The sequence below is a fragment of the Geobacillus uzenensis genome, assembly GCF_002217665.1.
Taxonomy (GTDB): domain Bacteria; phylum Bacillota; class Bacilli; order Bacillales; family Anoxybacillaceae; genus Geobacillus; species Geobacillus subterraneus.
Genome location: NZ_NEWL01000006.1, coordinates 34,688 through 58,688, shown reverse-complemented (window position 1 = coordinate 58,688; position 24,001 = coordinate 34,688). Strand labels below are relative to the sequence as shown.

The window sequence follows — 24,001 nt, the reverse complement described above, 5'->3', positions numbered from 1 at the left end:
AGTGGATTTCCTTGATGGATCTGGCACTGTTTTGTATACGTCATGCCATGGTGCGGCATGCTATCGTTGGACGATCATTCGCAGGAGGGGATCTCGATGACTGATGAACAGCTGCACTATGGAGAAGACTACCGTTTCATTCCCGCGACATCGGCAGCAAGCGGTGTCGGCGTCAGCGTGCTTCCCGATTTGTACTGCCATACGATCCAAATCGTGAACATTTGTCTTGTCGGCCGCCCGGACGACCGCGCGTTCGTCTTGATCGACGCTGGCATGCCGGGATCGGCGGATGACATTATTTCTGTTGTGGAACAACGGTTTGGAGAAGGCAGCCGTCCGCAAGCCATTATTTTAACCCACGGCCATTTTGACCACGTCGGGGCGATTGTCGAGCTCGTAGAACATTGGAACGTCCCGGTGTATGCCCACTCGGCCGAACTCCCGTATTTGACTGGGAAAGTCCGCTACCCTGAGCCGGACGCTTCCGTCGAGGGTGGCTTCATCGCCAAAATCTCACCGTTTTTTCCGAACGAGCCGATTCAGTTAGGCAACCGCGTCCAGCCGCTCCCTGCGGACGGCACCGTCCCGCACTTGCCGGAGTTCCGCTGGATCCACACACCGGGACACACCCCAGGCCATATTTCCTTATTCCGGCCGCGCGATGCCGCCTTAATCGCCGGCGACGCGTTCGTCACCGTCCGTCAAGACTCGCTGTATAAAGTATTGATCCAGCAAACAGAGATTAGCGGCCCGCCGCGCTATTATACCATCGATTGGGACGCTGCCCGCGAGTCAGTGCGCAAGTTAGCGGCGCTCCTTCCGTCAGTTGCCATCACCGGGCACGGCGCCCCTGTCTCCGGCGAAGAGCTGCGCGAAGGACTGACAAAACTCGCCCGTGATTTTGACCGCATCGCTGTCCCGGACTATGGGAAGTATGTCCAGTAGGCAACCGAACGACCGTTCCATGTCAAAGGCAACCTTTGCAATGATGTTCAAACAAGAAAAGAGGGTGTCCCGATCCTTTCGGGACACCCTCTTTCACCGCTATATATACGTACTGACTGTTTCTGCCACACTATATGTTGTTCCTATCTTAAAGGTAGACGACCTTTTGGGTCAGCCCCCTTACGTCGCCGGATAGCAGGCATGAACGATGTCTTGTTACTACAAAATGAAAGCCGGCTACTCACATGTGGAAACGAAGAACTTCTCAGTTCAGGATGAGAAACGGAGCACATTGCACCGTCAGCCATCATACAAAAACGGCAAGAATGACTCTTGCCGTCCAACATAAGAGATGGGCCTAAGTGGACTTGAACCACCGACCTCACGCTTATCAGGCGTGCGCTCTGACCAGCTGAGCTATAGGCCCGCTTATAGGAAATAAACAAATGGAGGGGGACGGATTCGAACCGCCGAACCCAAAGGGAGCGGATTTACAGTCCGCCGCGTTTAGCCACTTCGCTACCCCTCCGTGATCAATGATGCCGACTGCAGGACTTGAACCCGCAACCTACTGATTACGATTCAGTTGCTCTACCAATTGAGCTAAGTCGGCATAATACAGATCAGGAAACTGGCTCGCTATTGAGCTCTGTGCCTCTTCCTCTACTCGCTTATTCATGGAAGATGGATGCGTCGAGGCAACTCGCAGCTGATTCGATGAAGCGGATGCTCGTCTCTACCAATTGAGCTAAGTCGGCATAATACAGATCAGGAAACTGGCTCGCTATTGAGCTCTGTGCCTCTTCCTCTACTCGCTTATTCCATGGAAGATGGATGCGTCGAGGCAACTCGCAGCTGATTCGATGAAGCGGATGCTCGTCTCTACCAATTGAGCTAAGTCGGCATAATATGAAATTCCGACTTTATATGGCGGAGGAGGAGGGATTCGAACCCCCGCGGGCTGTGACACCCCTATCGGTTTTCGAAACCGACCCCTTCAGCCAGACTTGGGTACTCCTCCGTAACTGTTTGGAGCGATGCGGTCGAGAGGACTTGAACCTCCACGGGGTTGCCCCCACTAGGCCCTCAACCTAGCGCGTCTGCCATTCCGCCACGACCGCATGATCAATGGAGCGTAGGGGATTTGAACCCCTGACCTCTTCGCTGCCAGCGAAGCGTTCTCCCCCTGAACTAACGCCCCATCATGGTGGAGTATACTGGGATCGAACCAGTGACCCCCACGCTGTCAACGTGGTGCTCTCCCGCTGAGCTAATACTCCATCTTCTATGCCTAGCAGCGACCTACTCTTGCAGGGGCGCTGGCCCCAACTACCATCGGCGCTGGAGAGCTTAACTTCCGTGTTCGGGATGGGAACGAGTGTTTCCTCTCCGCTATCACCACTAGGCAATGGCGACGATATTTATTATAAACCAATCAAAATATTTGTCAAGCTTTTTTGCTCTTTTTTCTTTCATGCTTTGAGCATCAGAACGACAATATGAAATTTACTATAAAAAATCGAAAGAGTCAACACCATTTTTCCTCTTTTCGATATTCGCCGTCTCTTTTTGGAAAGTTCTTGTCATCACCTACTTTGTACGCGTATAATAAAAGAAACGGAAACGTACAATAAAGCAGGGCACTGGCGGCCACCAATGCCCTGCATGCACAGCCGCTGCAAGAAGCGCAGTGGCCCAAGCCTCGGGCATCGTAACCTACCCTCGCCTCGGCCTAGCAGGGTGGGTTACTTTTTGTCTTTTGCGACGGCGATCACCGCAACGACGAGCGACGCAAACGCAATCATGAGCGTCAGCGCATCGGCAATCGTCACCATCAGCACCACCCCCTTTCATTCGGGGAGTGGCCACTGCCCACCCTGCATATAGCTGTGCATGTTTCATTATACCATTGAATGAAGCAAATGCGAATATACATTCGTGTTCTCGTCGAAAATTAGGAATGTTTCCCTACCCGAACCTCCTGTCTTACCTCGCTGGCCTCTTCTCCCTTTCTTTCTAGTCCTGATCACCGTTTGAAAACTCCGCCGTTTTCATCAGGCGCTCGAAAAGGCCGGTGAAAACCAACTGTTTCTCTTGATCGATGAGCGAACGTGTGAAAGGAAGAACTGATGCTGCAAGGTTTTTCTATTTGAGAAATAGTGCCATGAAGCGGCGTTCTCCCTTCAATCACCGACTCTCGAAAAATGATTTGTATAAAATCCGTGTTTTTCCGAATAATGACCATAGACAAATCTCGCTGTTCCAAGGAGGAAAACAAGTGGAGCAGGCAAGACAAACCCGCGTTCATGGATTGTTATTGCTGATTGTCGCCGCCGTGTTCGTCTGGTCGGCCATTCGCCCGACCAGTTATGCGGTATGGGCGCTCGAGGTCACTCCGGCGCTCATTGGGCTTGTGATCGTGACCGCCCTTTACCAACGCTTTCGGCTGACAACGATGTCGTATGTCATCGTCGCCATGTTGGCGATCATCATGTTGATCGGCGGCCATTACATTTACTCCAAAGTTCCCTTTTTCAACTGGATCAAAGAGGCGTTCCATTTCGAACGCAACCATTACGACCGGTTTGGTCATTTCCTCAAAGGGACATTTGCGATCGTCCTCCGGGAAATTTTACTGAGGAAAACACCGTTGCCGCGCGGCGCTTGGCTTTTCACGATCATCACAAGCATGTCGCTCGCCATCGCCGCCCTGTATGAGATCATCGAATGGCTCGTGTCCATGATCTCCAAAGGAGGAAAGGCATCAAAAGACTTTTTTGGGCACGCAAGGCGATATTTGGGACACGCAATGGGATATGTTATGTACATTGATCGGGACGCTGATTGCCCTATGGCTGCTCTCAAGGTGGCACGACAGGCAGCTTGCACGGCTCGATCAACCTCGCGGCTAAGCTCCGTAACACAGCGGCTCCCGCTTCCAATAGGAAGCCGCTGTGTTTTGTTTTCTTTCTATTGTACTTTATACAAATAAATCGTCCATGCCGATTCATCGGAAGTGAATACTTTTTCGAGTACAAGCCTGTTTTCAGCCGCATTGTCAATCGGAACAGCCGAGAAAAGATAGCGACCGCCCATTTTTTTTAACTGCCTCGTATTTAACTGCAAGTTTTTCAGCCGTTTTTTCGACTGTTTTGTAAACATATACCGTTTCCCGAGTTCTGACGTAAAGATGTAGCAGCGCCCGCCCCACTCATCAAAATACGTGCGGATCGTTTTACTTTTCGCCAGTTCACGTTCAATGATTTTGCGGAACTCGTATTTGTATGACAACGGGTAAAAGTTGTTGTACGTATCAAGCGTGTAAAACCCGTTGTATTGGGCGATGGCCGGATGAAGGCCGATGCTGACGACGCGGTACTCGGATACGGGAAGCCCGATGTATTGTTTGATTTGTTGAAACTGTTCTTCCGCATAAAATTGTTTCACCGTCGGTTCATAACGGAAGACGAGTTCCTCGTTAATCAAAAACACAAGAATGATTTGCGCCGCTAACAACCGTTTCGCCCACGTTTTCCCCTTTTCGCTCGATTGCCACATGATTTTCAACGCCAGCGCAAACTGCACATAAATGATGAGCGGACGCAAAAAATGGAAGCGGGCGAAGTTAAACGTATCTAAAAAATGAAATCGCTCGGTCAGCGGCAGCCACCCTTTATAAAACCAAAAGGCGTACCATGCCGACAGCGCGAAATTCAGCCCAAACAAGAAAAGAAACACCCGTTCCTCTTTCCATCGTTGGTTAGCGTAAATGAGGAACAACGCGATGAACCAGACCGGTAAAATAAAAAACGTGTGCTCGGTCATGACGTGATGATGGCCGAGAAGAAAGTTTTTCCATGTTAAACGGACACAATGCCAAAACGTCAGGCGCGCGTGGAAGTACTCATCCCGGCTCGTCGGCTCATCCTCCCATAAAAATGAGTACGCAAGCCGGTACTCGACCAGCAAATAAAGCAGCGTCATATACGCGATGGAAAGGAAAAAATGGATGTTCCACCCCTTTCCGCGCAGCACATCCAAAAGCCAAAGCGCGCCCATAGCGGCAAGAAAGAAAAAGAAACCGAGCACAAAACTCGAATAAAACGGAAGAAGCGTCAGCACGGCGTAATTTTTCCACGACCGCTCTCCCTTCCGGATGTTCAAAAACGCCCAAAGCGCAAGCGGCATGCCGAGCGTGCTTAACATCCCTGACGGCCAAAACAGCGTCAGCGCAAAGGCGAGCGCCACGCCGATGCGAACAGCCATCCACCGCGGCTCAGGCAGGAAATGCGTTTTCAACAACAAATACATGCCTAAAAACGCCACCACCCTTGTGATCGTCTGGCTGAGCGCATAGGCGGTCATCGTGGGAAACAGAGCATGTAGCCAGACGATGCCGGTCAACTCCGAGCCAAGGGCGTTTCTCGACAATTCGCCGTTAGCGATTTGCGGAATGTTCGCATCAAGCGGCCCGGTGATTTGCCCGCTTTCAGCGAGCACTTTATACCAGGCGATGTTGGAATCCAAATTATCGTGAACGCGAATGTGCGCATTCTCGCCAAGGATAAACAGCGGGGACACATAAAGGGCGATGACGCCAAGCGCAAAAAGGATCCATCGCCGTTCGCTTTGTACGGCCATCGGCATCACGCTCCTATCTCTTCCATTTTCCATGATGAAGGTCCTATTGGATACGGTGTGCATGAAAGGAAAAAATTATTCTTGCGGGCGAATGAACGATCGTTTGATCACATGGGGATGTTGTTTCGAGTTCCGCTTCTTCCCTTTCTCTCGTTGCATCCTCTCCCTTTCCTTTCGTATCATTAAATACAAGAAAACATTCATTCCAAAGGAGTGCACACCATGACAAAACAACTTCCTCCCGGCCAGTTTGAGACGGAAAAATGGCCGATTTTGCATGAAGGGGACGTGTACAAATTTGATGAGGCGACATGGGAATTTCGATTGTTCGGCGAGGTCAAAAAGGAGGTCTCCTTCTCCTATCAAGAAGTGATGGCGCTGTCCAAAACGATTTCCACCGTCGATATGCATTGCGTCACGACATGGTCGAAATTTGATACGACGTTTGAAGGCATTGCCTTCCGCGAATTTTTGCGCTTTGTCGAATTAGAGCCCGATGTGAAGTACGTGAAAATTTACGGCTACTTAAACGGCGACCGGTTTGGCTATTCCGCGAACTTGCCGCTTGACGCGTTAATGAGCGACGATGCGCTGTTTGTCTATCGGTGGAAAGACAACCATCACGATTGGCAAGACATTTCGCCCAAACACGGCTACCCGCTCCGCTTTATTCCACCAGCAACATTTTACTTATGGAAAGGAGCGAAATGGGCGTCAGGCATCCGCTTTATGAAAGAAGACGAACCGGGCTATTGGGAAGAACGCGGGTATTCGATGACCGCCAATCCGTTTAAAGAAGAACGGTTCGCCGAATCGACGGCGCGATTCCGCTTTTGGTAACCACTCGGCATCGCCTTACTGCTTTTCTGAACGGACTAAACAAAAACGAGGGCTCTTTGGTCAAGAACCCTCGTTTTTCAGTGCCATATTTCCGTTATCGTCCGCTCCTTGGCAGCTCATCCCCCCGCTCGAGCACCGGCGGGGCGACTTGAATCAAATCGGCGTATTTCAATCCCGTCCCCGTGTTGAGTACGACGACCGTCTCCCCGTCGCGAATCCAGCCGCTCCCGCGCAGCTTGCGGGCCGCCGCGAACGCCGCCGCCCCTTCCGGACAAATGAACGCCCCTTCCAAATTCGCCACCGCCCGCTGTTCCGCCAAAATGTCCTTATCGCTGATCGCAATGGCGCAGCCGTCCGTTTCATACACCGCCTCAAGCACAAGGAAATCGCCGAGCGCTTTCGGGACGTTAATGCCAAACGCCACCGTATGGGAATTCGGCCAAAACTCCGATTCGCGCTTTTTCTCGTTCCACGCCTTCACGATCGGCGCGCAATGCTCGGCTTGCACGGCGACAAGACGCGGCATCTTGCCGCTCACCCAGCCAAGCGCCTGCAGTTCTTTGATTGCCTTGTAAATGCCGATGAGCCCGACGCCGCCTCCAGTCGGGTACAAAATGACATCCGGAAGCTGCCAGGAGAACTGCTCGGCGATCTCAAGCCCCATCGTTTTCTTTCCTTCAATCCGGTACGGTTCTTTTAATGTAGAAGCATCGTACCAGCCGCATTCGCGGATCGCTTTCGCCACGATTTGCCCGGCATCGCTGATCAAACCGTTGACGAAATACAATTCCGCTCCTGCGATGGCGCATTCTTTGCGCGTCAATTCCGGCGCATCGACCGGCATGACCACCGTCGCGCGAATGCCCGCCCGAGAGGCATAAAGCGACCACGCCGCCCCTGCGTTGCCGTTTGTCGGCATGGCAAGCTGTTTGACCCCTAATTCTTTTGCCTTAGAAACGCCGACCGCCGCTCCACGCGCTTTAAACGTTCCTGTCGGAATGACTCCTTCGTCTTTCATATAGAGCGAGTCAATGCCGATGTTCCGGCCAAGGCGCGGCATCGGCACGAGCGGCGTCATTCCTTCCCCTAAAGAGACGATATGTTCAGGGCGTTTCACCGGCAATAGCTCATGATACCGCCATAAGCTCGGTTCGCGTTCCTTGAGCGCTTCCCTCACCACTTCTTGGCGCATCGCCTCCAGATCATAGGCGACCAAAAGCGGCGAACCGCATTCGCAAAGCTGATGCACGTGATCGACATCATATGTATGTTCGCATTTCGGGCAATAAAGATGGGATACGTAACTAAATGACATCGTTTGCCCTCCCCCTTTCCGTCTACTTTGTCCGTTCTGGACGGCCAAGTGCGGCTTTCGCAAGGTTGACCCGCCCTTCTCATTATACCGCACATTGACATATGCAGCCCATCGGCTTTTGCGCATAATAGCGGGAAACGAGCAAACACTATAGTCGGAAAATGGCGGATCATACCAATGATTCGTCCCGATATCCACTTCATAAATATGGCAAGGAGGTCAAAGACGATGGACAACAAAACAAAAGAAAGCTTGAACAATCTTGAAACGAAAGCCACACCGGGGAGTCTTGCCGCCCGAAAACAGGCAGAAAGCGAAAAAAACAAGCAGCGTGCGCCAAAAATGTGACATGTGAAAGGCCGGAGACAAAAACACGGAAGCGGTTCTTCTAACAGTGAACCGCTTTTTGTGTCGAATGCGCCGATAAACGGGGAATGCCCTCGCCTTGCGCTCCCCGGCTGTCCTCGCAAAGCTGTGCCTTCTTTTTTACCGTTTAGGCTACGTGTGATAGAATGAAATGGAAAACACCGCCTGCGTTTCCTCTCGAACGGAGGAATGGTTGATCTGTTGTTCAAATTTGTACATAAAAAGGGGGATTGACCTTGAAACAAGAACTCATTGAACGCTTCACCCGATACGTCAAAGTCAACACTCAATCCGATCCAGAAAGCGATACGTGCCCGTCGACTCAAGGACAATGGGAGTTGGCGAACATGTTAGTCGAGGAACTGAAAGCGATCGGGATGGAAGAAGTGACGGTCGACGAAAACGGCTACGTGATGGCGACGTTGCCGGCCAATACGGACAAAAACGTGCCAGTGATCGGTTTTTTGGCTCATATGGACACTGCGCCGGAATTTACCGGGGCCAACGTCAACCCGCAATTGATTGACTCGTACGACGGCGGCGACATCGTGTTAAACAAAGAACAAGGCATCATTTTGTCGCCAAACGATTTCCCGGAGCTTGCCCACTACAAAGGGCATACGCTCATTACGACGGACGGGACGACGCTATTGGGCGCCGACGATAAAGCAGGGATCGCAGAAATTATGACGGCGATGCACTACCTCATTCAACACCCGGACATCAAACACGGCAAAGTGCGCGTCGCCTTTACACCGGATGAAGAAATCGGCCGCGGGCCGCACAAGTTTGACGTCGCCAAATTCGGCGCCCAATTTGCCTACACGGTCGATGGCGGGCCGCTCGGCGAATTGGAATACGAAAGTTTCAACGCGGCGGAAGCAAAAATCACGATCAAAGGCAAAAACGTCCATCCGGGTACGGCGAAAGGAAAAATGATCAACTCGATCAAAATCGCCATGGAGTTCCAGCAACAGCTGCCAGCGAACGAAGCGCCTGAACATACAGAAGGATATGAAGGGTTTTACCACTTGCTTTCCTTCCAAGGCAACGTGGAGGAAACGAAGCTTCATTACATTATCCGCGATTTTGACCGCGAGTCATTTGAAGCGCGCAAGACGAACATGAAAGACATCGCTTCCTCGCTTGCGCAAAAATACGGCAGCAACCGAATTTCTATTGAACTCAATGACCAATATTACAACATGCGCGAAAAAATCGAACCGGTGCGCCATATCGTCGACATCGCCCATGAAGCGATGACGAACTTGGGCATCGAGCCGAAGGTGAAACCGATCCGCGGCGGCACAGACGGGTCACAGCTGTCCTATATGGGACTGCCGACGCCGAACATTTTCGCTGGCGGCGAAAACTTCCACGGCCGCTACGAGTACATTTCCGCCGACAATATGGTGAAAGCGGCCGAAGTGATCGTCGAGATCATCAAGCTATTCGAGCAAAAAGCATCTTAAGCTGTAGAAACGCTCGCTAGAACGATCTGTTTTCGGTCGTCCGAGCACAAGCGGCAGCAACCCCGCCATTTGTAGCGAAGAAAAGGTGTCCCCGGGCCTTTGGGGGACACCTTCTTCATTCGCTTGGCGACCGTTCGCCTTTAGTCAACACGTGTTACGGAAGGCGGTTAATCCGCCCCTCAATCCGCGCCGAGAACGGCTGCTCAAGGCCGCGAATGTACGAGACGAGAGCATCCAAATCGACCGGCCCTACTTCGCGGTTTGTCCCTTGCGTCAGCACCGTGAACCCATCGCCGCCATCAGCCAGGAAGCTGTTGACCGTCACCGTGTACTCGCCGTCCGGGTTCAGCGGTGTGCCGTCAGGAAGCTGAATATCGACGACTTTTTTCCCCGCCGGCTTGCGGTCGTCCCATGTATAGCGGAGGCCGGAAATTTGCAGCATGCGCGTTTGTGCCGGCTGCCATTGCTGGTTCAAAAGCTGGCGGATTTGCGCGCCGGTGAGCGTCATTTTCACGAGCTGGTTGTTGAACGGCTGAACGCTGTACAACTCTCCCCACGTTACCTCGCCTTGTTCGATATCCGCGCGGATGCCGCCCGGATTCATAAAGGCAAAATCGGTGTTCATCGTCGCCCGCTGGGCATCGGCGATCAAATTGCCCAAGGCCGACTCGCCGCTTTCGTTTTGTTCATCGTTGATCGTTTCGGCTGCTGTGCCGACGACTTGATTGACAAGCGGCGCCACTTTCGCTTCATATTTTTCGACGAGGGCACGGATTTCCGGGTCCGGAGTGATGCCGTCATGATAGGTCGTCACGATCTCCGCTTTTTTGGCGACGACGTCTTTCGTACGCGGGTCGATTTTCAAATCGACATCAGAAAACGCCGTGCCGTACGAATACGATTGAACGAGCAGTTTGCCGTCCACCACTGCATTTAAATAGGCATGGTTATGACCGGCGAAGATGACATCGACTTCATCGTCGATGTTGTTGGCGATATCGACAATTTCCCCGCTTGCGTTTGTCCCATCCGGATTGGATACGCCTGGGTTATGGGCGAGAACGACGATCGTTTGCACCCCTTTTTTCTTCAGTTCCCGGACCGCTTTGTTAATCGCTGTTGCTTCATCGATGAACTTGACTCCCGCGACGCCGCTCGGTGTCACGATCGATGGCGTATCTGTCAATGTCACCCCGATGAACCCGATTGGCATGCCATTGACCCGCTGAATGACGTACGGCGGAAGAATCGGTTGTTTCGTTTCTTTGTCAACGACGTTGGCGCTCACGTACGGAAAATCCGCCCCGGCGAAATCACCGGTCACCGGATGATCCCCGCCATGGATCAGGCGCAGCATTTCCGCTACCCCTTCGTCAAACTCGTGGTTGCCAAGCGTACCGACATCAAAGCCGAGTTTGTTCAGCACTTCGATCGTCGGTTCATCCTGCAGCAGCGCCGATACCGGCGGACTGGCGCCGACCGCATCACCGGCGTGGACGAGCAGCGTGTTTTTGTTTTCTGCCTCCCGCTGCTTCAAATAAGCGGCCAAATAATCCGCCCGCCCGACTTCCCGCCCGCCGACTTTTCTCGTCACGTTGAGCTGGCCGTGAAAGTCGTTTATGCCGAGGAGCTGCACCTCAATATAACGGTGCGCCGAGGCAGGCTCTACGGCGCCCTTTTCCGCTCCTGCCGCCCCAACCGGCGTTGCGGCCAATACAGCAGCTGCCGCCAATGCCGACAACATCCGTTTTCCCCATCGTTCCGAACGCTTCATCGTTTCCTCTCCTTCCCTATGGAAATTCCCTTCACCTCCCGATTATATCTTTTGAATAAGTAGAATAATAGGGACAAAAGGATTTGTTTTTGTAAAGTCTTTGTAAATTGGAAAAATAGAAAATTTTCACAGGCCGGGTATAGCGCTAAGAAAACGTCGAACAATATACGGTGGAGGTGAATGCAATGACATCGTTTGAACAATGGAACCGAAGTTTTATCAACGGCGAATGGACGGAAGGGAAAAGCGGCCGCACATATGACAATATCAATCCGTTTGACGGCTCGCTCATCGCCTCTATTCGCCTAGCGACGAAGGAGCAATTGGCCGACGCTTTTTTGACGGCCGAACAGGCGCAAAAGGAATGGGCGAAAACGCCGGCAGCAACGAAAAAAGCAGTGCTTCGCAAAGCGGCGGATTACTTGCGCGCCCACCGCAGCGAAATCGTCGACCTCATTGCCCGCGAAACAGGTGGAAGCATGATTAAAGCCAATGTGGAACTTGATTTGTCGATTGGACTTGTCGAAGAGGCCGTCCAGATGGTTGATGAATTGACCAAAGTGAAAGAGTTGCCGTCGGAAATCGAAGGAAAAATCAACCGCGTGTACCGCTTGCCGCTCGGCGTAATCACATCGATTTCACCGTTTAATTTTCCGCAGTAGCGCTCGAGGGAAGGCGGGTCGGCAACGTGTTGACACCGACTGTCTTTATTGATGTCGACAACCGAAGCAAACTGGCACAAACGGAGCTGTTCGCACCGATCGCGACCATCATGAAAGCCCGCTCCGACGAAGAAGCGATTGCGATGGCCAACGATACAGAATACGGACTAAGTTCGGCTATTTTCACCGAGGATGTGACCGAAGGCGAGCAGCTTGCCCTTCGCATTGAAAGCGGAATGACACACATTAACGACCAAACGGTCAACGACAGCCCGACCGTGCCATTCGGCGGCACAAAGGCGAGCGGCGTCGGCCGCTTTGGCAATCCGTGGGTGGTCGATGAATTTACGATCACGAAATGGGTGTCCATCCAAACGGTCTATCGCCGCTATCCGTTCTAAGCTAATAAAGAAAAGGTGCTTCGCCTAACTTAGCGAAACACCTTTTTTCAAACTCACAGGGATAAGCCGTTCAATCCCTTTCACCATATAAGCCGGCGCGACGGGTCAGACCGTCTTCGCGCTAACGCGCAAAACGGCCAAACCGCCTCCTGTTTAGATCGTCTCCTTCCCGCGAACGCCGTTAATCGAATAGCTCGCCGTAATGGCGGCGTTTAATGAATGGGAGACGGAACAATACTTTTCTTTTGACAGCCGAATGGCGCGGATGACTTTTTCTTCCGGCAAATCGCCTTCAAGGGCGTAATGGATATGAATGTTCGTAAACCGCTTCGGGTGGTCTTCAGCCCGCGTCCCTTCCACTTCCATCGAGAACGCACGGACATCAAGGCGCATTTTTCGCAAGATCAACATGATGTCGATGCCGGTGCAGCCCGCCAACCCGTGAAGCAACAACTCCATCGGCCGAGCGCCTGAATCGTTGCCGCCGACGTCCTTCGCGGCATCCATCGGGATCGTCACACCGGAAGCGCTTTGGCCGCTAAACGACATGTTTCCATTCCACGTGACGGTCGTTTTCATCGTCGTCGCCCCTCTCTTTTTGCTTTAGCTGCGGAACGAACAACCAACGTCCGGCCGTTCGTTTCCATCCGCTTTTTAGTTTACCGGTTGCCGCTTCGAAATGCAAAATTCCTGTCTACCGTTTTTTCGCATGCATGATAAAATAGAAACATGCACAAACTTGTTCAGTAAAGGGTGTTTAATGAAATGACTGCACTGATTTTGCTTATCGCTTATCTTCTCGGTTCGATCCCATTTGCCCTCCTCGTCGGGAAAGTCGGCTACGGGATCGACATTCGCGAACACGGGAGCGGCAATCTTGGGGGAACGAACACGTTCCGCGTGCTCGGGGCGAAAGCGGGAACGATCGTCATTTTGGGCGATATGTTGAAAGGAACGTTGGCGGCGAGCTTGCCGATGTTTTTTTCTGTCCCTGTTCACCCGCTCGCGGCCGGAGCGGTCGCTGTGGTCGGCCATATGTATCCGGTATTTGCCAAATTTCGCGGCGGCAAGGCGGTGGCGACCTCAGCCGGAGTAGTGCTATTTTATTCCCCGCTGTTTTTTTTAACGCTGATCGCTATTTTTCTTGTTGTCCTTGCCCTTTCGAGATACGTTTCGCTCTCATCGATGGCCACGGCGCTGTACGCAGCCGTTTACACTATTTTGTTTACGGATGATATTCCATTGACGGCAGCCGTCTGGCTGCTTGCCTCATTTATCGTTTACCGCCATCGCGCCAATATAAAACGGATTTGGAACAAAACGGAACCGAAAATCAAATGGCCGGGTGGCCGCTCCTAGTGCCGCCTAGCCGCGCGGGGCATATGCAGAAAGGAGCCAGCAGTGTCGATGTTGCCGGAACGATTTGTGGAAAAAATGAACCTGTTGCTGCAAGACGAGGCAGACGAGTTTTTGGCCGTCTATAAAGAAGAAAAAGCCAACGGCTTGCGTGCCAATCCGTTGAAAATCAACCCGGATTCATGGGCGAAAACGGCGCCATTTTCCCTCACCCCGGTGCCGTTTTGCCCAACCGGGTTTTATTACGGCCCGGACGAGCAGCCGGGAAAACATCCGTACCATGCGGCCGGACTGTACTACATTCAGGAACCGAGCGCGATGGCGGTCGCCGAAGCGCTCCGTCCCGCGCCTGGGGAGACGGTGCTTGACTTATGCGCCGCTCCCGGCGGGAAAACGACCCAGCTTGGCGCCATGATGGAAAACAAAGGGCTCCTTGTCGCCAACGAAATTCACCCGAAACGGGTCAAAGCACTCGCGGAAAATGTCGAACGGCTCGGCTTGACCAATACGGTGGTTGTCAACGAGACGCCGGAAGCGCTCGCTGAGCGGTTCCCTGGCTTTTTTGACAAAATTTTAGTCGACGCCCCGTGCTCGGGCGAAGGGATGTTTCGCAAAGAAGAAGAAGCGGCTTCGTTTTGGAGTCAGGCGTACGTAGAAGAGTGCGCCGCCCGGCAGCGGCGCATTTTGCAAAGCGCCTATGCGATGCTAAAAGAAGGAGGCATTCTCGTCTACTCAACGTGCACGTTCTCTCCGGAAGAAAACGAGCAGACCATCGAGTGGCTGCTTGAGACGTATGACGATTTGCGGATGATGCCGATTGCGAAAACCGGCGGCATGGAGCCCGGGCGGCCCGAGTGGACGAAAACAAACCGGGCTGAGCTCGAACATGCGGTCCGCCTTTGGCCGCACCGCATCAAAGGCGAAGGGCATTTTATCGCCAAACTGCAAAAACAGCGGCCGACCCCGCTATGGAACGGGCGATGGGGAAAGGCGAACGCACCAAAAGCGGCGGTCCGTCTGTACCGCCAATTCGAACAGACGGCGCTGCGAATAGAACGGCACGGAACGATCGTCTCTTTTGGTTCTCATTTAGCCATGCTGCCGGAGCGATGCCCTGATTGGTCAGGCCTGAAAGTCATCCGCGCTGGCCTCCATCTTGGCGAGGTGAAAAAAGAGCGGTTTGAGCCGAACCACGCTCTCGCCTTGGCGCTGAAGACAGACGAAGTGAACCATGTGCTTGATCTATCAAGCACGAGCCGCGAAATCACTCAATATTGGCGCGGGGAGACGCTTCCGACCGGCGGCGACCGCGGCTGGCTGCTTGTTGCCGTCGACGGTCATCCGTTCGCTTGGGGGAAAGAAGTGAAAGGAACGGTGAAAAACTTTTACCCGAAAGGGCTGCGCCGTTTATGAACCGCCCGCTTCGCCTGAGGCGGAAGACTTCTCTCAAAACGATGCGAAAACGAACGGCATAGACTAACCTGTCTTGAAGGGGAAAAGGGGCTGTCTCAAAAGGTGACTGCAACCTTTTGAAACAGCCTCTCATTTACGTCATCGCTGCCGGGTCGGAATCGTTAACGTAAACACGATCTCGTCAGCAGCTAGGTCAATTTTTTTTGCCGCCACTTGGTAACCGTTGCCAAAGCGAATGTCATCGAGCGCCACATAGACGCGGGCCCGTTCTGGGTCAATGACCACTTCATCCGGTAATGGAGCGTGCTTTTGCAAATAGCGAAGCACGTACGTCACCGGCAGTTTCCAATCGCCAAGCGAGATCGCCGGTTCTATAAGCTCAACATTCCCGCCCTTTACTACTTTGGGCATAAACGAGACGACCAGCTCCACATTGCGGCCGAACATCGGGATTTCGCTCGAGACGAAGACGCGGTCGGCAAGCCAAACATTGTATTGCAGCGGATGGTCTTTCGTTTTTTCCGCCAAATAATCATTAATGACGGCGTTCAAATGCGCTTTTTTCGAGTACACGGTAAATGAGGCCCCTTCTACGTGCGGGCGCACCGGCCGTTTGACCGGCGGAGACGGCTGAAACAGCCAAACAACTGCAAGAATGAGGATAGCGGCGTTGACGACCGCTAATAGCCAAAACGCTCGTTTCCAATTCATTACGACATGCTCCTTATTCTCACCTGTTTTTCTTCCATCAGTTCACCCACCACGCTTTTCGCTCGTTCAACGCGTAGTACACGCGCACAGCAATCTGTTCATACCCCGCGGCGTTCGGATGAAATTCATCGCGGTGGAGCAGCTCATCACGATCGGCGAAGATATCTTGAATATCAACGAAGATCGTCCGGTCGTAACGGGAAAGCACCGCCGCGCTTGTCTTGTTCCAATCGGCAATGACGTCATCGATTTCTGGAATGTTCGGCAGCGTCGTTGAAAACGGATTGTATAAGCCGACAAGCACGATGACCGCATCCGGGTTGGCGATGCGCAGTGAAATCAACAGATGGTCGAGCCGGTCAGCAAACGCCTTGCTCTCTTTGGCAAACCGCTCATATGACAAGTCAAAAAAATGCGAGCGGACGACATTCATTACATCGTTGCCGCCGATCGTCAACAAAATCAAATCCGCCCGCCCAATCTCCCCTTGATGGGCGGCAACGACGGGCTCGAGTTCAGCGAGACGCCGGCCGCGCTTGCCGAAATTCGCCACCGTTACCGTCCGCACTCGATCTTCTGCCGCAAGGAGCGGGACAAGGCGGCCGACATACCCCCCTTTTCCTTCACCGTCCCCAACCCCTTCCGTCAACGAGTCGCCTAAGGCGACGAGATGAATGTCTTTTGGCAGCGGCTTGGCCTCTGACGGTGTGACAGCGGCTTCATGCGGACGCTCCGGCTTCCCGCCGGTTGAAAAAGCGGTGCAGCCGGCAAGAAACAAACCCACCGCGATTAGCCATCCCCATCGTTTCATGTTTGACACCTGCCTTTTGACGCAACAGGGGAAAAGACGAAAAGAAGGCAAAACGGTTGCGGCCGTTTTTGCCTTATCGCGACGATTGCAAAATCTCAATATGCTCTAAAATCGTGTCGTACGGCACATCTTGCACACCGTTGTACGTTTGGACGACCTTGCCGTCCGGGCCGACTAGATAAAAGCTTGTGCCATGGATGACTTGATCGTCGTTGACCGGCTTTTGCACGATCGTTTTAAAGCTTTTTTGCGCCAGCTCGCTAATTTCAGCCGGACTGTATCCGGTCAGCAAATGCCAGTTTGCTAGGTCGTCCGTAAACTGTTTCGCATAGGCGGTCAATTTTTCCGGTGTGTCAACTTCCGGGTCGACGCTGAACGAAACAAATTCGACGTCCAGCCCTTTTTCTTCCGCCTTCTCCTTCAATTTGGCCATATGGGCGGTCATCGGCGGGCAAACCGTTTCACAGTTCGTAAAAATAAAGTCGGCCACCCATACTTTTCCCTTCAAATCGCGAAGTCCGAACGGTTCACCGGATTGATCGACGAACGTAAAATCGGCAACCGGCCAGTTTTTTGCATCCGGGATCGTTTTTCCGCACGCGGCAAGCAAACAAACTGCGATGATCATCATGATCCGTTTCCACATTGATCGCTCATCCTTCTTCTTCATTGTTTTGCATTCAAACTGCCTTTCCTCTCTGTCCGGCTGTTTTTTATTCACTCTTATGCCCGGCGCCATCTCGTTTCCATTATATAATGAAACCGGCCAAAATCCCACCAAAAAAAAGTTGTTTTGCCGCAATGGGCAAAACAACCATCGTTACGCGTTATGTTTCAACACTGTTTCTTTAAAGATTTGTTCATATACCGGCCATTTCAGCACTTTCTTCAAATGTTCGCGGAACGAGTAAACAGAACGGTTGGTCCTTGATCGGTACACTTTGGCAATAAACGCCTCCAAGCGAAGCTGGATCATAAATCGGTACGTGTTCTCTTCCTCCAATACAGGAATTTCGATAATCTTCACTTTCTGCCCATACGCGTTTTGAAACTCGAGGCTTTTGAATAGCAAAATATCAATCCTCTTTTTTCACCGATTTACTTATATTATACACCAATCCGGTGAAAAAGTATGTCGGAATACAGCGAAATCTTTCCGACTTTTTTCGCGCTTTTTTGTTCAAATCAGCAAATGGAATAAGTTCGGATCTTTATTCACTTCTTGGAACGGAAACCCTTTTTTCTTCATCCGTTCAATGAGCGGCGCATAGTCTTCGCGCCGTTTTAGCTCGATGCCGACGAGCGCCGGTCCGCTTTCTTTATTGTTTTTCTTCGTATATTCAAACCGAGTGATGTCATCGGTCGGACCGAGCACCTCATCTAAAAACTCGCGCAGCGCTCCGGCCCGCTGCGGGAAGTTGACGATGAAATAGTGCTGTAACCCTTCATAAATCATCGAGCGCTCTTTAATTTCCTGCATCCGGTCGATGTCGTTGTTGCCGCCGCTCACGACGCAAACAACCGTTTTGCCGCGGATTTGCTCTTTGTAAAACTCAAGGGCGGCAATCGGGAGCGCTCCCGCCGGTTCGGCGACGATGGCGTTTTCGTTGTACAGTTCTAAAATCGTTGTGCATACTTTTCCTTCTGGAACGACAACGATATCGTCGAGCACTTCCCGGCATAGGGCAAACGTTTTTTCCCCGACCGTTTTGACCGCGGCGCCGTCGACGAACTTGTCAATCTCCCCAAGCGTCACGACATGACCTTGTTCAAGCGCCGCTTTCATCGACGGAGCGCCGGCCGGCTCGACGCCGACCACTTTGGTCGCCGGCGAGATGCTTTTCACATATGTCCCCAGCCCGGCCATCAGTCCTCCGCCGCCGATGCTGGCGAACAAAAAGTCGATCGGTTCGTCACAGTCGTTTAACACCTCAACACCGATGGTTCCTTGCCCGGCGATGACGTATTCGTCATCAAACGGGTGGATAAACGTGCGCCCTTCGGCTTCCGCGCATTTCACTGCTTCGTTGTATGAGTCGTCAAACGTGTCGCCGACAAGGACGATCTCGACCATGTCTTTGCCAAACAGCTGCACTTGCGACACTTTTTGCCGAGGCGTTGTCGCCGGCATATAAATTTTTCCGTGCACCCCGAGCGCCCGGCATGAATAGGCAACCCCTTGGGCATGGTTGCCGGCGCTGGCGCATACGATCCCGCTGCTTCGCTCCTCATCGGTTAAATGCTTCATCCGGTTGTACGCTCCGCGCAACTTAAATGAACGCACGACTTGCAAGTCTTCGCGCTTCAAGTAGACGTTGCACCCGTAGCGCTCGGACAAAAGCGGGTTTTTTTGCAGCGGCGTATGGAAAACAACGTCTTTTAGCGTATGATACGCGATCAAAATGTCCTCGACGTACACCGCCCCTTGTTTCCGTTTTAGTTGTTGTTCCATATTCTCGTTCCCTTTCTTTTCTAAGTTGTCTTTGATTTGTAGATTATATCACAAATCCGCAAAAAGAAAAGGGAATTTTCGAAAAGTTTTTTGTTCTTTATAAGAAAACGACCGGCGTTACGTCCGGTCGTCCTCTTTTTTGAACTCCTGTTCCTCGGCGAACTCCGTTGCCCACCTTCCCTCATCATACCAGCGATACGCCTCTTCCCGCCCTGCCTCCTCGAGCACATGGTTTTCCATATACAAATGGAAAAACGCCTCGACCGCGCCGATGGCGAGCGAGCTGAAAAAGGCGGCGTACGCCATATTGACTGTCGGGGCAAACAACGCAAAGCTCACAGGCCATACAAGCAAAAAGGAGAGCGGCACATCAAGGGCGGCGGCGACAAAGTTTCCAACGCGCGGCAACACAAACAAATCGCCGACGACGTAGGAAACGAGCGCCGTTATGATCGTCATGACTGAAATCAAAGAAAGCGGAGCATTAAAAATTGTAAACATCGAAAATAAAACGACGCTCCAAGCGGCAAGCTTGACGATAAACGGAACGATATGCCTCATCGTCTTCCTCCATTTCCAACATTGTTGTATATGGTTATCGTTCCTTTTTCGCCCCGCTTCTATGCAAAAAGGCGCGCCTTGCCGTTTGGCAACACGCGCCCTGTTTTCCCGCTCACCGGCCCCCGCACTCATTCCGCTTTTTTCCGCTCATAAATGAGAAAGGCGTGCTCATACGGATTTTTTTCATCTTTGATTCCCGGCGTATAGGAGACGATTTTCCACTCTTTTTCGGAAATGGGCGGGTAAAACGTATCGCCGGGGAACGAAGCGAAAATGTTCGTCACGTACAGCCGATCGGCGATCGGCATCGTCGCTTCAAACAGCTCGGCTCCACCGATGACAAACACTTCATCACCGCGCGCCGCGATCCATTGCTTGACTTCCTCAAGGGAGTGGAGCACGAGGCAGCCTTCCGGGCGAAACTGATGGTTGCGCGTCACGACGACGTTTTCCCGGCCGGGAAGCGGCCGGCCGATCGCTTCAAACGTTTTGCGCCCCATCACGATGGCATGCCCCATCGTTACCTGTTTGAAATACGCTAAATCGGCCGGCAAATGCCACGGCAGCCGGTTGTCTTTGCCGATCACCCGATTTTCGTCCATCGCCACAATGTGCGAGATCATCGCTTCCGCTCCTTTACACCGCCACCGGCGCTTTAATCGCCGGATGAGGATCATAGCCGACGATGTCAAAATCGTCGTATTCATAGTCAAAAATGGATGGCGGCTTCCGTTTGATCACGAGCTTTGGCAGCGGGCGCGGCTCGCGCGTCAGCTGCAGTTTGGCCTGCTCAACATGGTTTTTATACAAATGGACATCCCCGCCGGTGAAAATCAGCTCGCCGACATCAAGCCCGCACTGCTCGGCGATCATATGCGTCAACAGCGCGTAGCTGGCGATATTAAACGGCAAGCCTAAGAACGTATCGACGGAGCGCTGCTGCCACATGCACGACAACCGGCCGCCCGCCACATAAAACTGAAACGCATAATGGCACGGCGGCAGCTTCATCTCGTCTAACTCCGCCACATTCCAGGCGCTCACAAGCAGCCGGCGCGAGTTCGGATTTTTCTTGATCTCCTCAACGACCCAGGCGATTTGGTCGACCGTTTTCCCGTCCGCCCCTTTCCATGACCGCCATTGCGCCCCGTACACAGGCCCAAGATCACCGTTTTCGTCGGCCCACTCATCCCAAATCGTCACGCCGTTTTCCTGCAAATAGCGGACATTCGTGTCTCCTTTTAAAAACCAAAGCAGTTCATAAATGATCGAGCGGATATGTAACTTTTTCGTCGTCACGAGCGGGAATCCGTCCTGTAAATTAAACCGCAGCTGGCGGCCGAACACCGACAGCGTGCCGACACCGGTCCGGTCCTCCTTTTCGACGCCGTTTTCCAAAATATCCTCCAATAGCTGCAAATATTGCCGCAATGTCCTCACCTCACGCTTTATCATATCATAAAGCGCCGCTCTCATCACGAAAAAAAAGAGCCTTCTTATGAGGCTCGCTCCGCCAGCCGGCGGATGAAGGCGTATGTGTCCGGCGCCGCCGTCCGCAGCGTTTCCCGCGTCTCGTCGCTTGCATAATAATAGGCGAACGATTCAGCAAAATACTCTTCCGGATACGTTAAAAAATAAGATTCGCCAGGAAACAGCCGCGGCGCTTCCTCGCGCCAAATCGCTTGAAATTCGTCCGTTTCGTGAATGCGCTCAAAGACGATGTGATCTAACGAATGGGCAAATTCATGCAGCTCTAAGTTGACCGAGCCGTGCCCTTTTCCTTTTTCACTATGGCCGAGGCGGACGAGCACTAAATGTGACCCGCCAAGGCCCGGCACCTCATCCCACGTTTTTGACCCCGGCGCATAGCCGCGCGGCGTTTTCCCGCGCAAATGGCGGGCGGCCGGTTCATCGGTAATCGGGCCTGTCAACAATTGAATATAAATATGGTGGTTCGCCGCCCGCTCTAAAATGCCGCGGTCAATACGAGCAAGCGTCCGAATCGTCTCATTGGCTTCCTCAGGCGAAAAGTCCGCCTCCGGAACGATGACGATGCGGCTAAGCACATCATACGATGGGACCGACTGAACATCAAGGCCGCTTTCTTCAAGCAGCACACCGTGCGCGGCCGGGTACGGCGAAAGCGACAGAAGCGGAACGGCGAACAGCGCCGCCAGCAAACTAATCAGTAACCGTTTCATCGTTGTCCCCCGCTTCTTTCAATCTCGTATTCTATTAAATGATAACATACGAAGAAGCGGGGAAAAACGCGCAAAATAAGGAAAGAACCGCGGCCTGCTACGTCCGCCAGTTCGGCGGCGTATTTTTTGACCAATAAATTTTTCCTAATTCATAATGGGCTTGAAATCCGTCATCGCGCGTATGGTAATGAAATTGGAACCAATACCCGTCTTGCGGCGGATGTTCACGGCGGACGTGGAAGCGAATGACATCTTCTCCCGTATCGGCGCGGTAAATATGGAAAATGCGTTCGCCTTGCCCGCCAGACGGATTTTCTGATACGGCTAAATAGCGAAGCTCTTCTTCTGGATAGCGCCCGGCGAGCTCGGCGATCACTTCCTCAATGCGCGGCAAAATGACGGCGCGAAACTCATCCTCAATCACGGGAGCGATTTTGCGGCCAAACTTTTCATGCGACTGAACCATCGCTTTTTCCACCGTCTGCTCGACAAATTGGGCGCGGGTGAGCGAAGCCGCCTCCGCCGCCGAACTTGCAGCATTATGTTGCCAATCGGAAGATGGCGCATCGTCAGCTGGCGGCTCCTCGGCCGCAAGAAGCGACGCGGGCGGTGTCACAAGACCAAACGTACAAACGGTGATCGCGGCAACAAGCGTTTTCCGAAGCCATGCCGGCAGCTTCATCGCGTCCCACCTCCGTTATCGTCGGTCGGCGGCCAGCCGCTCGAACAAGCCGCTCGCCCGCAGTTTCTCGACGGCACGGCATAGCACATCTTTCGGCTGGACGAGGGCAATACGTACATAGCCTTCGCCGCTCGGCCCAAACGCATGTCCGGGCGTCACCACAACCCCGGCACGGTCAATCAGCGTCTTCGCAAACGAGAGCGATGTCCAGCCGTCCGGGACTTTCGCCCAAACAAACATGCCCGCTGGCGGACGGTCCACTTCCCAGCCGATCTCCGTCAATCCGTTAATGAACGCATCGCGGCGCGCTTGATAGATGGCGCGGCTTTCCGCACAAAAATCAGCACCATAACGAAGCGCTTCCGCAGCCGCCTTTTGAATCGGCCAAAAAATGCCGTAGTCCAAATTGGATTTAAACTCGGCAAACGCGCGAATCACGTCGGCATTGCCGCACAAATAGCCGATTCGGCAGCCGGCCATGTGATAGCTTTTGGACAGCGAGTTGATTTCCACCCCGACGTCTTTCGCCCCGGGGATGGAAAGAAAGCTCACTGGTTTGTTTCCGTCGTAATACAGCTCGCCATAAGCAAAATCGGAGACGACAAGCACGTCGTACCGCTTCGCAAACTCGACCACGTCGCGATAAAACGATTCGGTCGCAACGGCGGGCACCGGATTCCCCGGAAAGTTAAGAAACATGATCGCCGCCCGTTTGGCGATCCCCTCTGGAATGGCATGCAAATCAGGCAAAAAGCCGTTTTCTTCCTTCAATGGCATAAAATACGGCACCGCTTCGGCCATGGCCACACCAGCAGCGTACGCCGGATATCCAGGGTCCGGCACCAAAATGACATCGCCCGGGTCAGCAAACACCATCGGCAAATGGACAAGGCCGTCTTGCGACCCGATGACATACGTCACTTCCGTCTCTGGATTCAACACAACCCCGTGCGCCGTCCGGTAGTAATCGGCGACCGCCTCGTGAAAGTCGCGAATGCCTTTTAATGTATATCCGTAGGCGTTTGGCTCCCCGGCGTAGCGAGCGATCGCCTCGCGCACAAACAGCGCCGGCGGCAAATCCGGGCTGCCGACGCTTAAGTCGATCCATTCGTCATGAAGATGGCGCCGCTGTTGGCGGTACGCTGCCAGTTCGGCAAAAATGGACGCGGAGAACGCGTTCATTCGTTTCGCTTTTTTCATTGTCCTTCCTCTCCCTTGCCAAGGCAAAAACCGCTTTTCCTTCTTGCTTTTATTGGTATATACTATGGTTATATGAATAGTGTACCATATGTTCAAGGGGAAAATATAGACAGAAAGGCGGGAAAACGAACATGACGACCATCTTTTTTGCGGCCAGCCTCATTACGTTGCTTTATTTTATTTACAGCTGCATCGCCA

Annotated in this window: 21 protein-coding genes, 7 tRNA genes, 1 rRNA gene and 2 pseudogenes; 7 read left to right on the top strand and 24 right to left on the bottom strand. The window is 52.8% G+C overall.

Going from position 1 to position 24,001, the window contains the following annotated elements; genetic code table 11:
- Positions 1-96 precede the first annotated feature (96 nt).
- The gene (locus B9L21_RS07710) at positions 97-945 is read left to right on the top strand and encodes an MBL fold metallo-hydrolase (protein ID WP_063165870.1); all 849 of its coding nucleotides are present in this window, start codon (positions 97-99) and stop codon (positions 943-945) included.
- A gap of 353 nt (positions 946-1,298) precedes the next feature.
- Here the strand turns inward: B9L21_RS07710 and B9L21_RS07705 are convergent.
- From B9L21_RS07705 to B9L21_RS17910, 9 genes are all read right to left on the bottom strand, one after another.
- A tRNA-Ile gene (locus tag B9L21_RS07705) sits at positions 1,299-1,372 on the bottom strand.
- Positions 1,373-1,392: 20 nt separating this feature from the next.
- Positions 1,393-1,474 (bottom strand) — tRNA-Tyr (locus tag B9L21_RS07700).
- An 11-nt stretch (positions 1,475-1,485) separates the two neighbouring features.
- Positions 1,486-1,558, bottom strand: a tRNA-Thr gene (locus B9L21_RS07695).
- 315 nt (positions 1,559-1,873) lie between these two features.
- Positions 1,874-1,966: transfer RNA gene (locus tag B9L21_RS07690), tRNA-Ser, on the bottom strand.
- A gap of 17 nt (positions 1,967-1,983) precedes the next feature.
- Positions 1,984-2,066, bottom strand: a tRNA-Leu gene (locus B9L21_RS07685).
- A gap of 8 nt (positions 2,067-2,074) precedes the next feature.
- Positions 2,075-2,146 (bottom strand) — tRNA-Ala (locus B9L21_RS07680).
- A 4-nt stretch (positions 2,147-2,150) separates the two neighbouring features.
- Positions 2,151-2,225, bottom strand: a tRNA-Val gene (locus tag B9L21_RS07675).
- A 9-nt stretch (positions 2,226-2,234) separates the two neighbouring features.
- Positions 2,235-2,351 (bottom strand): 5S ribosomal RNA (rrf, locus tag B9L21_RS07670).
- A gap of 339 nt (positions 2,352-2,690) precedes the next feature.
- Positions 2,691-2,780, bottom strand: coding sequence for a putative holin-like toxin (locus B9L21_RS17910; protein WP_223812045.1), 90 nt, complete (start codon positions 2,778-2,780; stop codon positions 2,691-2,693).
- A gap of 443 nt (positions 2,781-3,223) precedes the next feature.
- Here B9L21_RS17910 and B9L21_RS07665 point away from each other — a divergent pair.
- A pseudogene (locus tag B9L21_RS07665) lies at positions 3,224-3,857 on the top strand (DUF2238 domain-containing protein).
- Between the two features lie 58 nt (positions 3,858-3,915).
- Here B9L21_RS07665 and B9L21_RS07660 read toward each other — a convergent pair.
- The gene (locus B9L21_RS07660; protein WP_063167349.1) at positions 3,916-5,586 is read right to left on the bottom strand and encodes a DUF6044 family protein; all 1,671 of its coding nucleotides are present in this window, start codon (positions 5,584-5,586) and stop codon (positions 3,916-3,918) included.
- 222 nt (positions 5,587-5,808) lie between these two features.
- Here B9L21_RS07660 and B9L21_RS07655 point away from each other — a divergent pair, with 222 nt between their 5' ends.
- The gene (locus tag B9L21_RS07655; protein WP_063165869.1) at positions 5,809-6,426 is read left to right on the top strand and encodes a sulfite oxidase-like oxidoreductase; all 618 of its coding nucleotides are present in this window, start codon (positions 5,809-5,811) and stop codon (positions 6,424-6,426) included.
- A 94-nt stretch (positions 6,427-6,520) separates the two neighbouring features.
- Here the strand turns inward: B9L21_RS07655 and B9L21_RS07650 are convergent, their stop codons facing one another.
- Positions 6,521-7,741, bottom strand: coding sequence for a threonine synthase (locus B9L21_RS07650; RefSeq protein WP_063165868.1), 1,221 nt, complete (start codon positions 7,739-7,741; stop codon positions 6,521-6,523).
- A 602-nt stretch (positions 7,742-8,343) separates the two neighbouring features.
- Between B9L21_RS07650 and pepT the strand changes: the two genes are divergently transcribed.
- The gene (pepT, locus tag B9L21_RS07645; RefSeq protein WP_063165867.1) at positions 8,344-9,579 is read left to right on the top strand and encodes a peptidase T; all 1,236 of its coding nucleotides are present in this window, start codon (positions 8,344-8,346) and stop codon (positions 9,577-9,579) included.
- 154 nt (positions 9,580-9,733) lie between these two features.
- Here the strand turns inward: pepT and B9L21_RS07640 are convergent, their stop codons facing one another.
- The gene (locus tag B9L21_RS07640; protein ID WP_063165866.1) at positions 9,734-11,353 is read right to left on the bottom strand and encodes a bifunctional metallophosphatase/5'-nucleotidase; all 1,620 of its coding nucleotides are present in this window, start codon (positions 11,351-11,353) and stop codon (positions 9,734-9,736) included.
- A 185-nt stretch (positions 11,354-11,538) separates the two neighbouring features.
- Between B9L21_RS07640 and B9L21_RS07635 the strand changes: the two are divergent.
- Positions 11,539-12,416 (top strand): annotated as a pseudogene (locus B9L21_RS07635) (aldehyde dehydrogenase family protein).
- A 153-nt stretch (positions 12,417-12,569) separates the two neighbouring features.
- On the opposite strand, the gene B9L21_RS07630 reads toward B9L21_RS07635, so the two are convergent.
- On the bottom strand, positions 12,570-12,995 hold the full coding sequence (locus B9L21_RS07630) for an OsmC family protein (RefSeq protein ID WP_063165863.1): 426 nt from the start codon (positions 12,993-12,995) through the stop codon (positions 12,570-12,572).
- A 186-nt stretch (positions 12,996-13,181) separates the two neighbouring features.
- On the opposite strand from B9L21_RS07630, the gene plsY reads away from it, so the two are divergent.
- Both plsY and B9L21_RS07620 read left to right on the top strand, forming a co-directional pair.
- Complete coding sequence (plsY, locus tag B9L21_RS07625; protein WP_063165862.1) at positions 13,182-13,775, top strand: glycerol-3-phosphate 1-O-acyltransferase PlsY; 594 nt, start codon at positions 13,182-13,184, stop codon at positions 13,773-13,775.
- Positions 13,776-13,823: 48 nt separating this feature from the next.
- Entirely contained in the window at positions 13,824-15,185 is a 1,362-nt protein-coding gene (locus tag B9L21_RS07620) for an RsmF rRNA methyltransferase first C-terminal domain-containing protein (RefSeq protein WP_063165861.1), read from the top strand.
- 138 nt (positions 15,186-15,323) lie between these two features.
- On the opposite strand, the gene B9L21_RS07615 is transcribed toward B9L21_RS07620, so the two are convergent.
- The 11 genes from B9L21_RS07615 to B9L21_RS07565 form a co-directional block, all read right to left on the bottom strand.
- Positions 15,324-15,896 carry a YpmS family protein gene (locus B9L21_RS07615; RefSeq protein WP_063165860.1) on the bottom strand — a complete coding sequence of 191 codons (573 nt, stop codon included), beginning with the start codon at positions 15,894-15,896 and terminating at the stop codon, positions 15,324-15,326.
- Between the two features lie 37 nt (positions 15,897-15,933).
- Complete coding sequence (locus B9L21_RS07610; protein ID WP_063165859.1) at positions 15,934-16,707, bottom strand: SGNH/GDSL hydrolase family protein; 774 nt, start codon at positions 16,705-16,707, stop codon at positions 15,934-15,936.
- A gap of 73 nt (positions 16,708-16,780) precedes the next feature.
- Positions 16,781-17,353, bottom strand: a complete 573-nt coding sequence (locus B9L21_RS07605; RefSeq protein WP_063165858.1) for an SCO family protein — start codon at positions 17,351-17,353, stop codon at positions 16,781-16,783.
- Between the two features lie 174 nt (positions 17,354-17,527).
- On the bottom strand, positions 17,528-17,779 hold the full coding sequence (locus B9L21_RS07600) for a YpmP family protein (protein WP_063165857.1): 252 nt from the start codon (positions 17,777-17,779) through the stop codon (positions 17,528-17,530).
- A gap of 108 nt (positions 17,780-17,887) precedes the next feature.
- Positions 17,888-19,159, bottom strand: coding sequence for a threonine ammonia-lyase IlvA (gene ilvA / locus B9L21_RS07595; RefSeq protein WP_063165856.1), 1,272 nt, complete (start codon positions 19,157-19,159; stop codon positions 17,888-17,890).
- A 117-nt stretch (positions 19,160-19,276) separates the two neighbouring features.
- Positions 19,277-19,720, bottom strand: a complete 444-nt coding sequence (locus B9L21_RS07590) for a YndM family protein (protein ID WP_063165855.1) — start codon at positions 19,718-19,720, stop codon at positions 19,277-19,279.
- 128 nt (positions 19,721-19,848) lie between these two features.
- Complete coding sequence (locus B9L21_RS07585) at positions 19,849-20,343, bottom strand: dihydrofolate reductase (RefSeq protein ID WP_063165854.1); 495 nt, start codon at positions 20,341-20,343, stop codon at positions 19,849-19,851.
- 13 nt (positions 20,344-20,356) lie between these two features.
- Positions 20,357-21,151 (bottom strand): thymidylate synthase, encoded by a 795-nt coding sequence (thyA, locus tag B9L21_RS07580; RefSeq protein ID WP_063165853.1) that lies wholly within the window; start codon positions 21,149-21,151, stop codon positions 20,357-20,359.
- Positions 21,152-21,216: 65 nt separating this feature from the next.
- Positions 21,217-21,921 carry an anthrax toxin lethal factor-related metalloendopeptidase gene (locus tag B9L21_RS07575; RefSeq protein ID WP_063165852.1) on the bottom strand — a complete coding sequence of 235 codons (705 nt, stop codon included), beginning with the start codon at positions 21,919-21,921 and terminating at the stop codon, positions 21,217-21,219.
- A gap of 97 nt (positions 21,922-22,018) precedes the next feature.
- Entirely contained in the window at positions 22,019-22,597 is a 579-nt protein-coding gene (locus tag B9L21_RS07570; protein WP_409071371.1) for a YpjP family protein, read from the bottom strand.
- Between the two features lie 21 nt (positions 22,598-22,618).
- Positions 22,619-23,803 carry an LL-diaminopimelate aminotransferase gene (locus tag B9L21_RS07565; protein WP_063165850.1) on the bottom strand — a complete coding sequence of 395 codons (1,185 nt, stop codon included), beginning with the start codon at positions 23,801-23,803 and terminating at the stop codon, positions 22,619-22,621.
- Between the last annotated feature and the right edge of the window lie 198 nt (positions 23,804-24,001).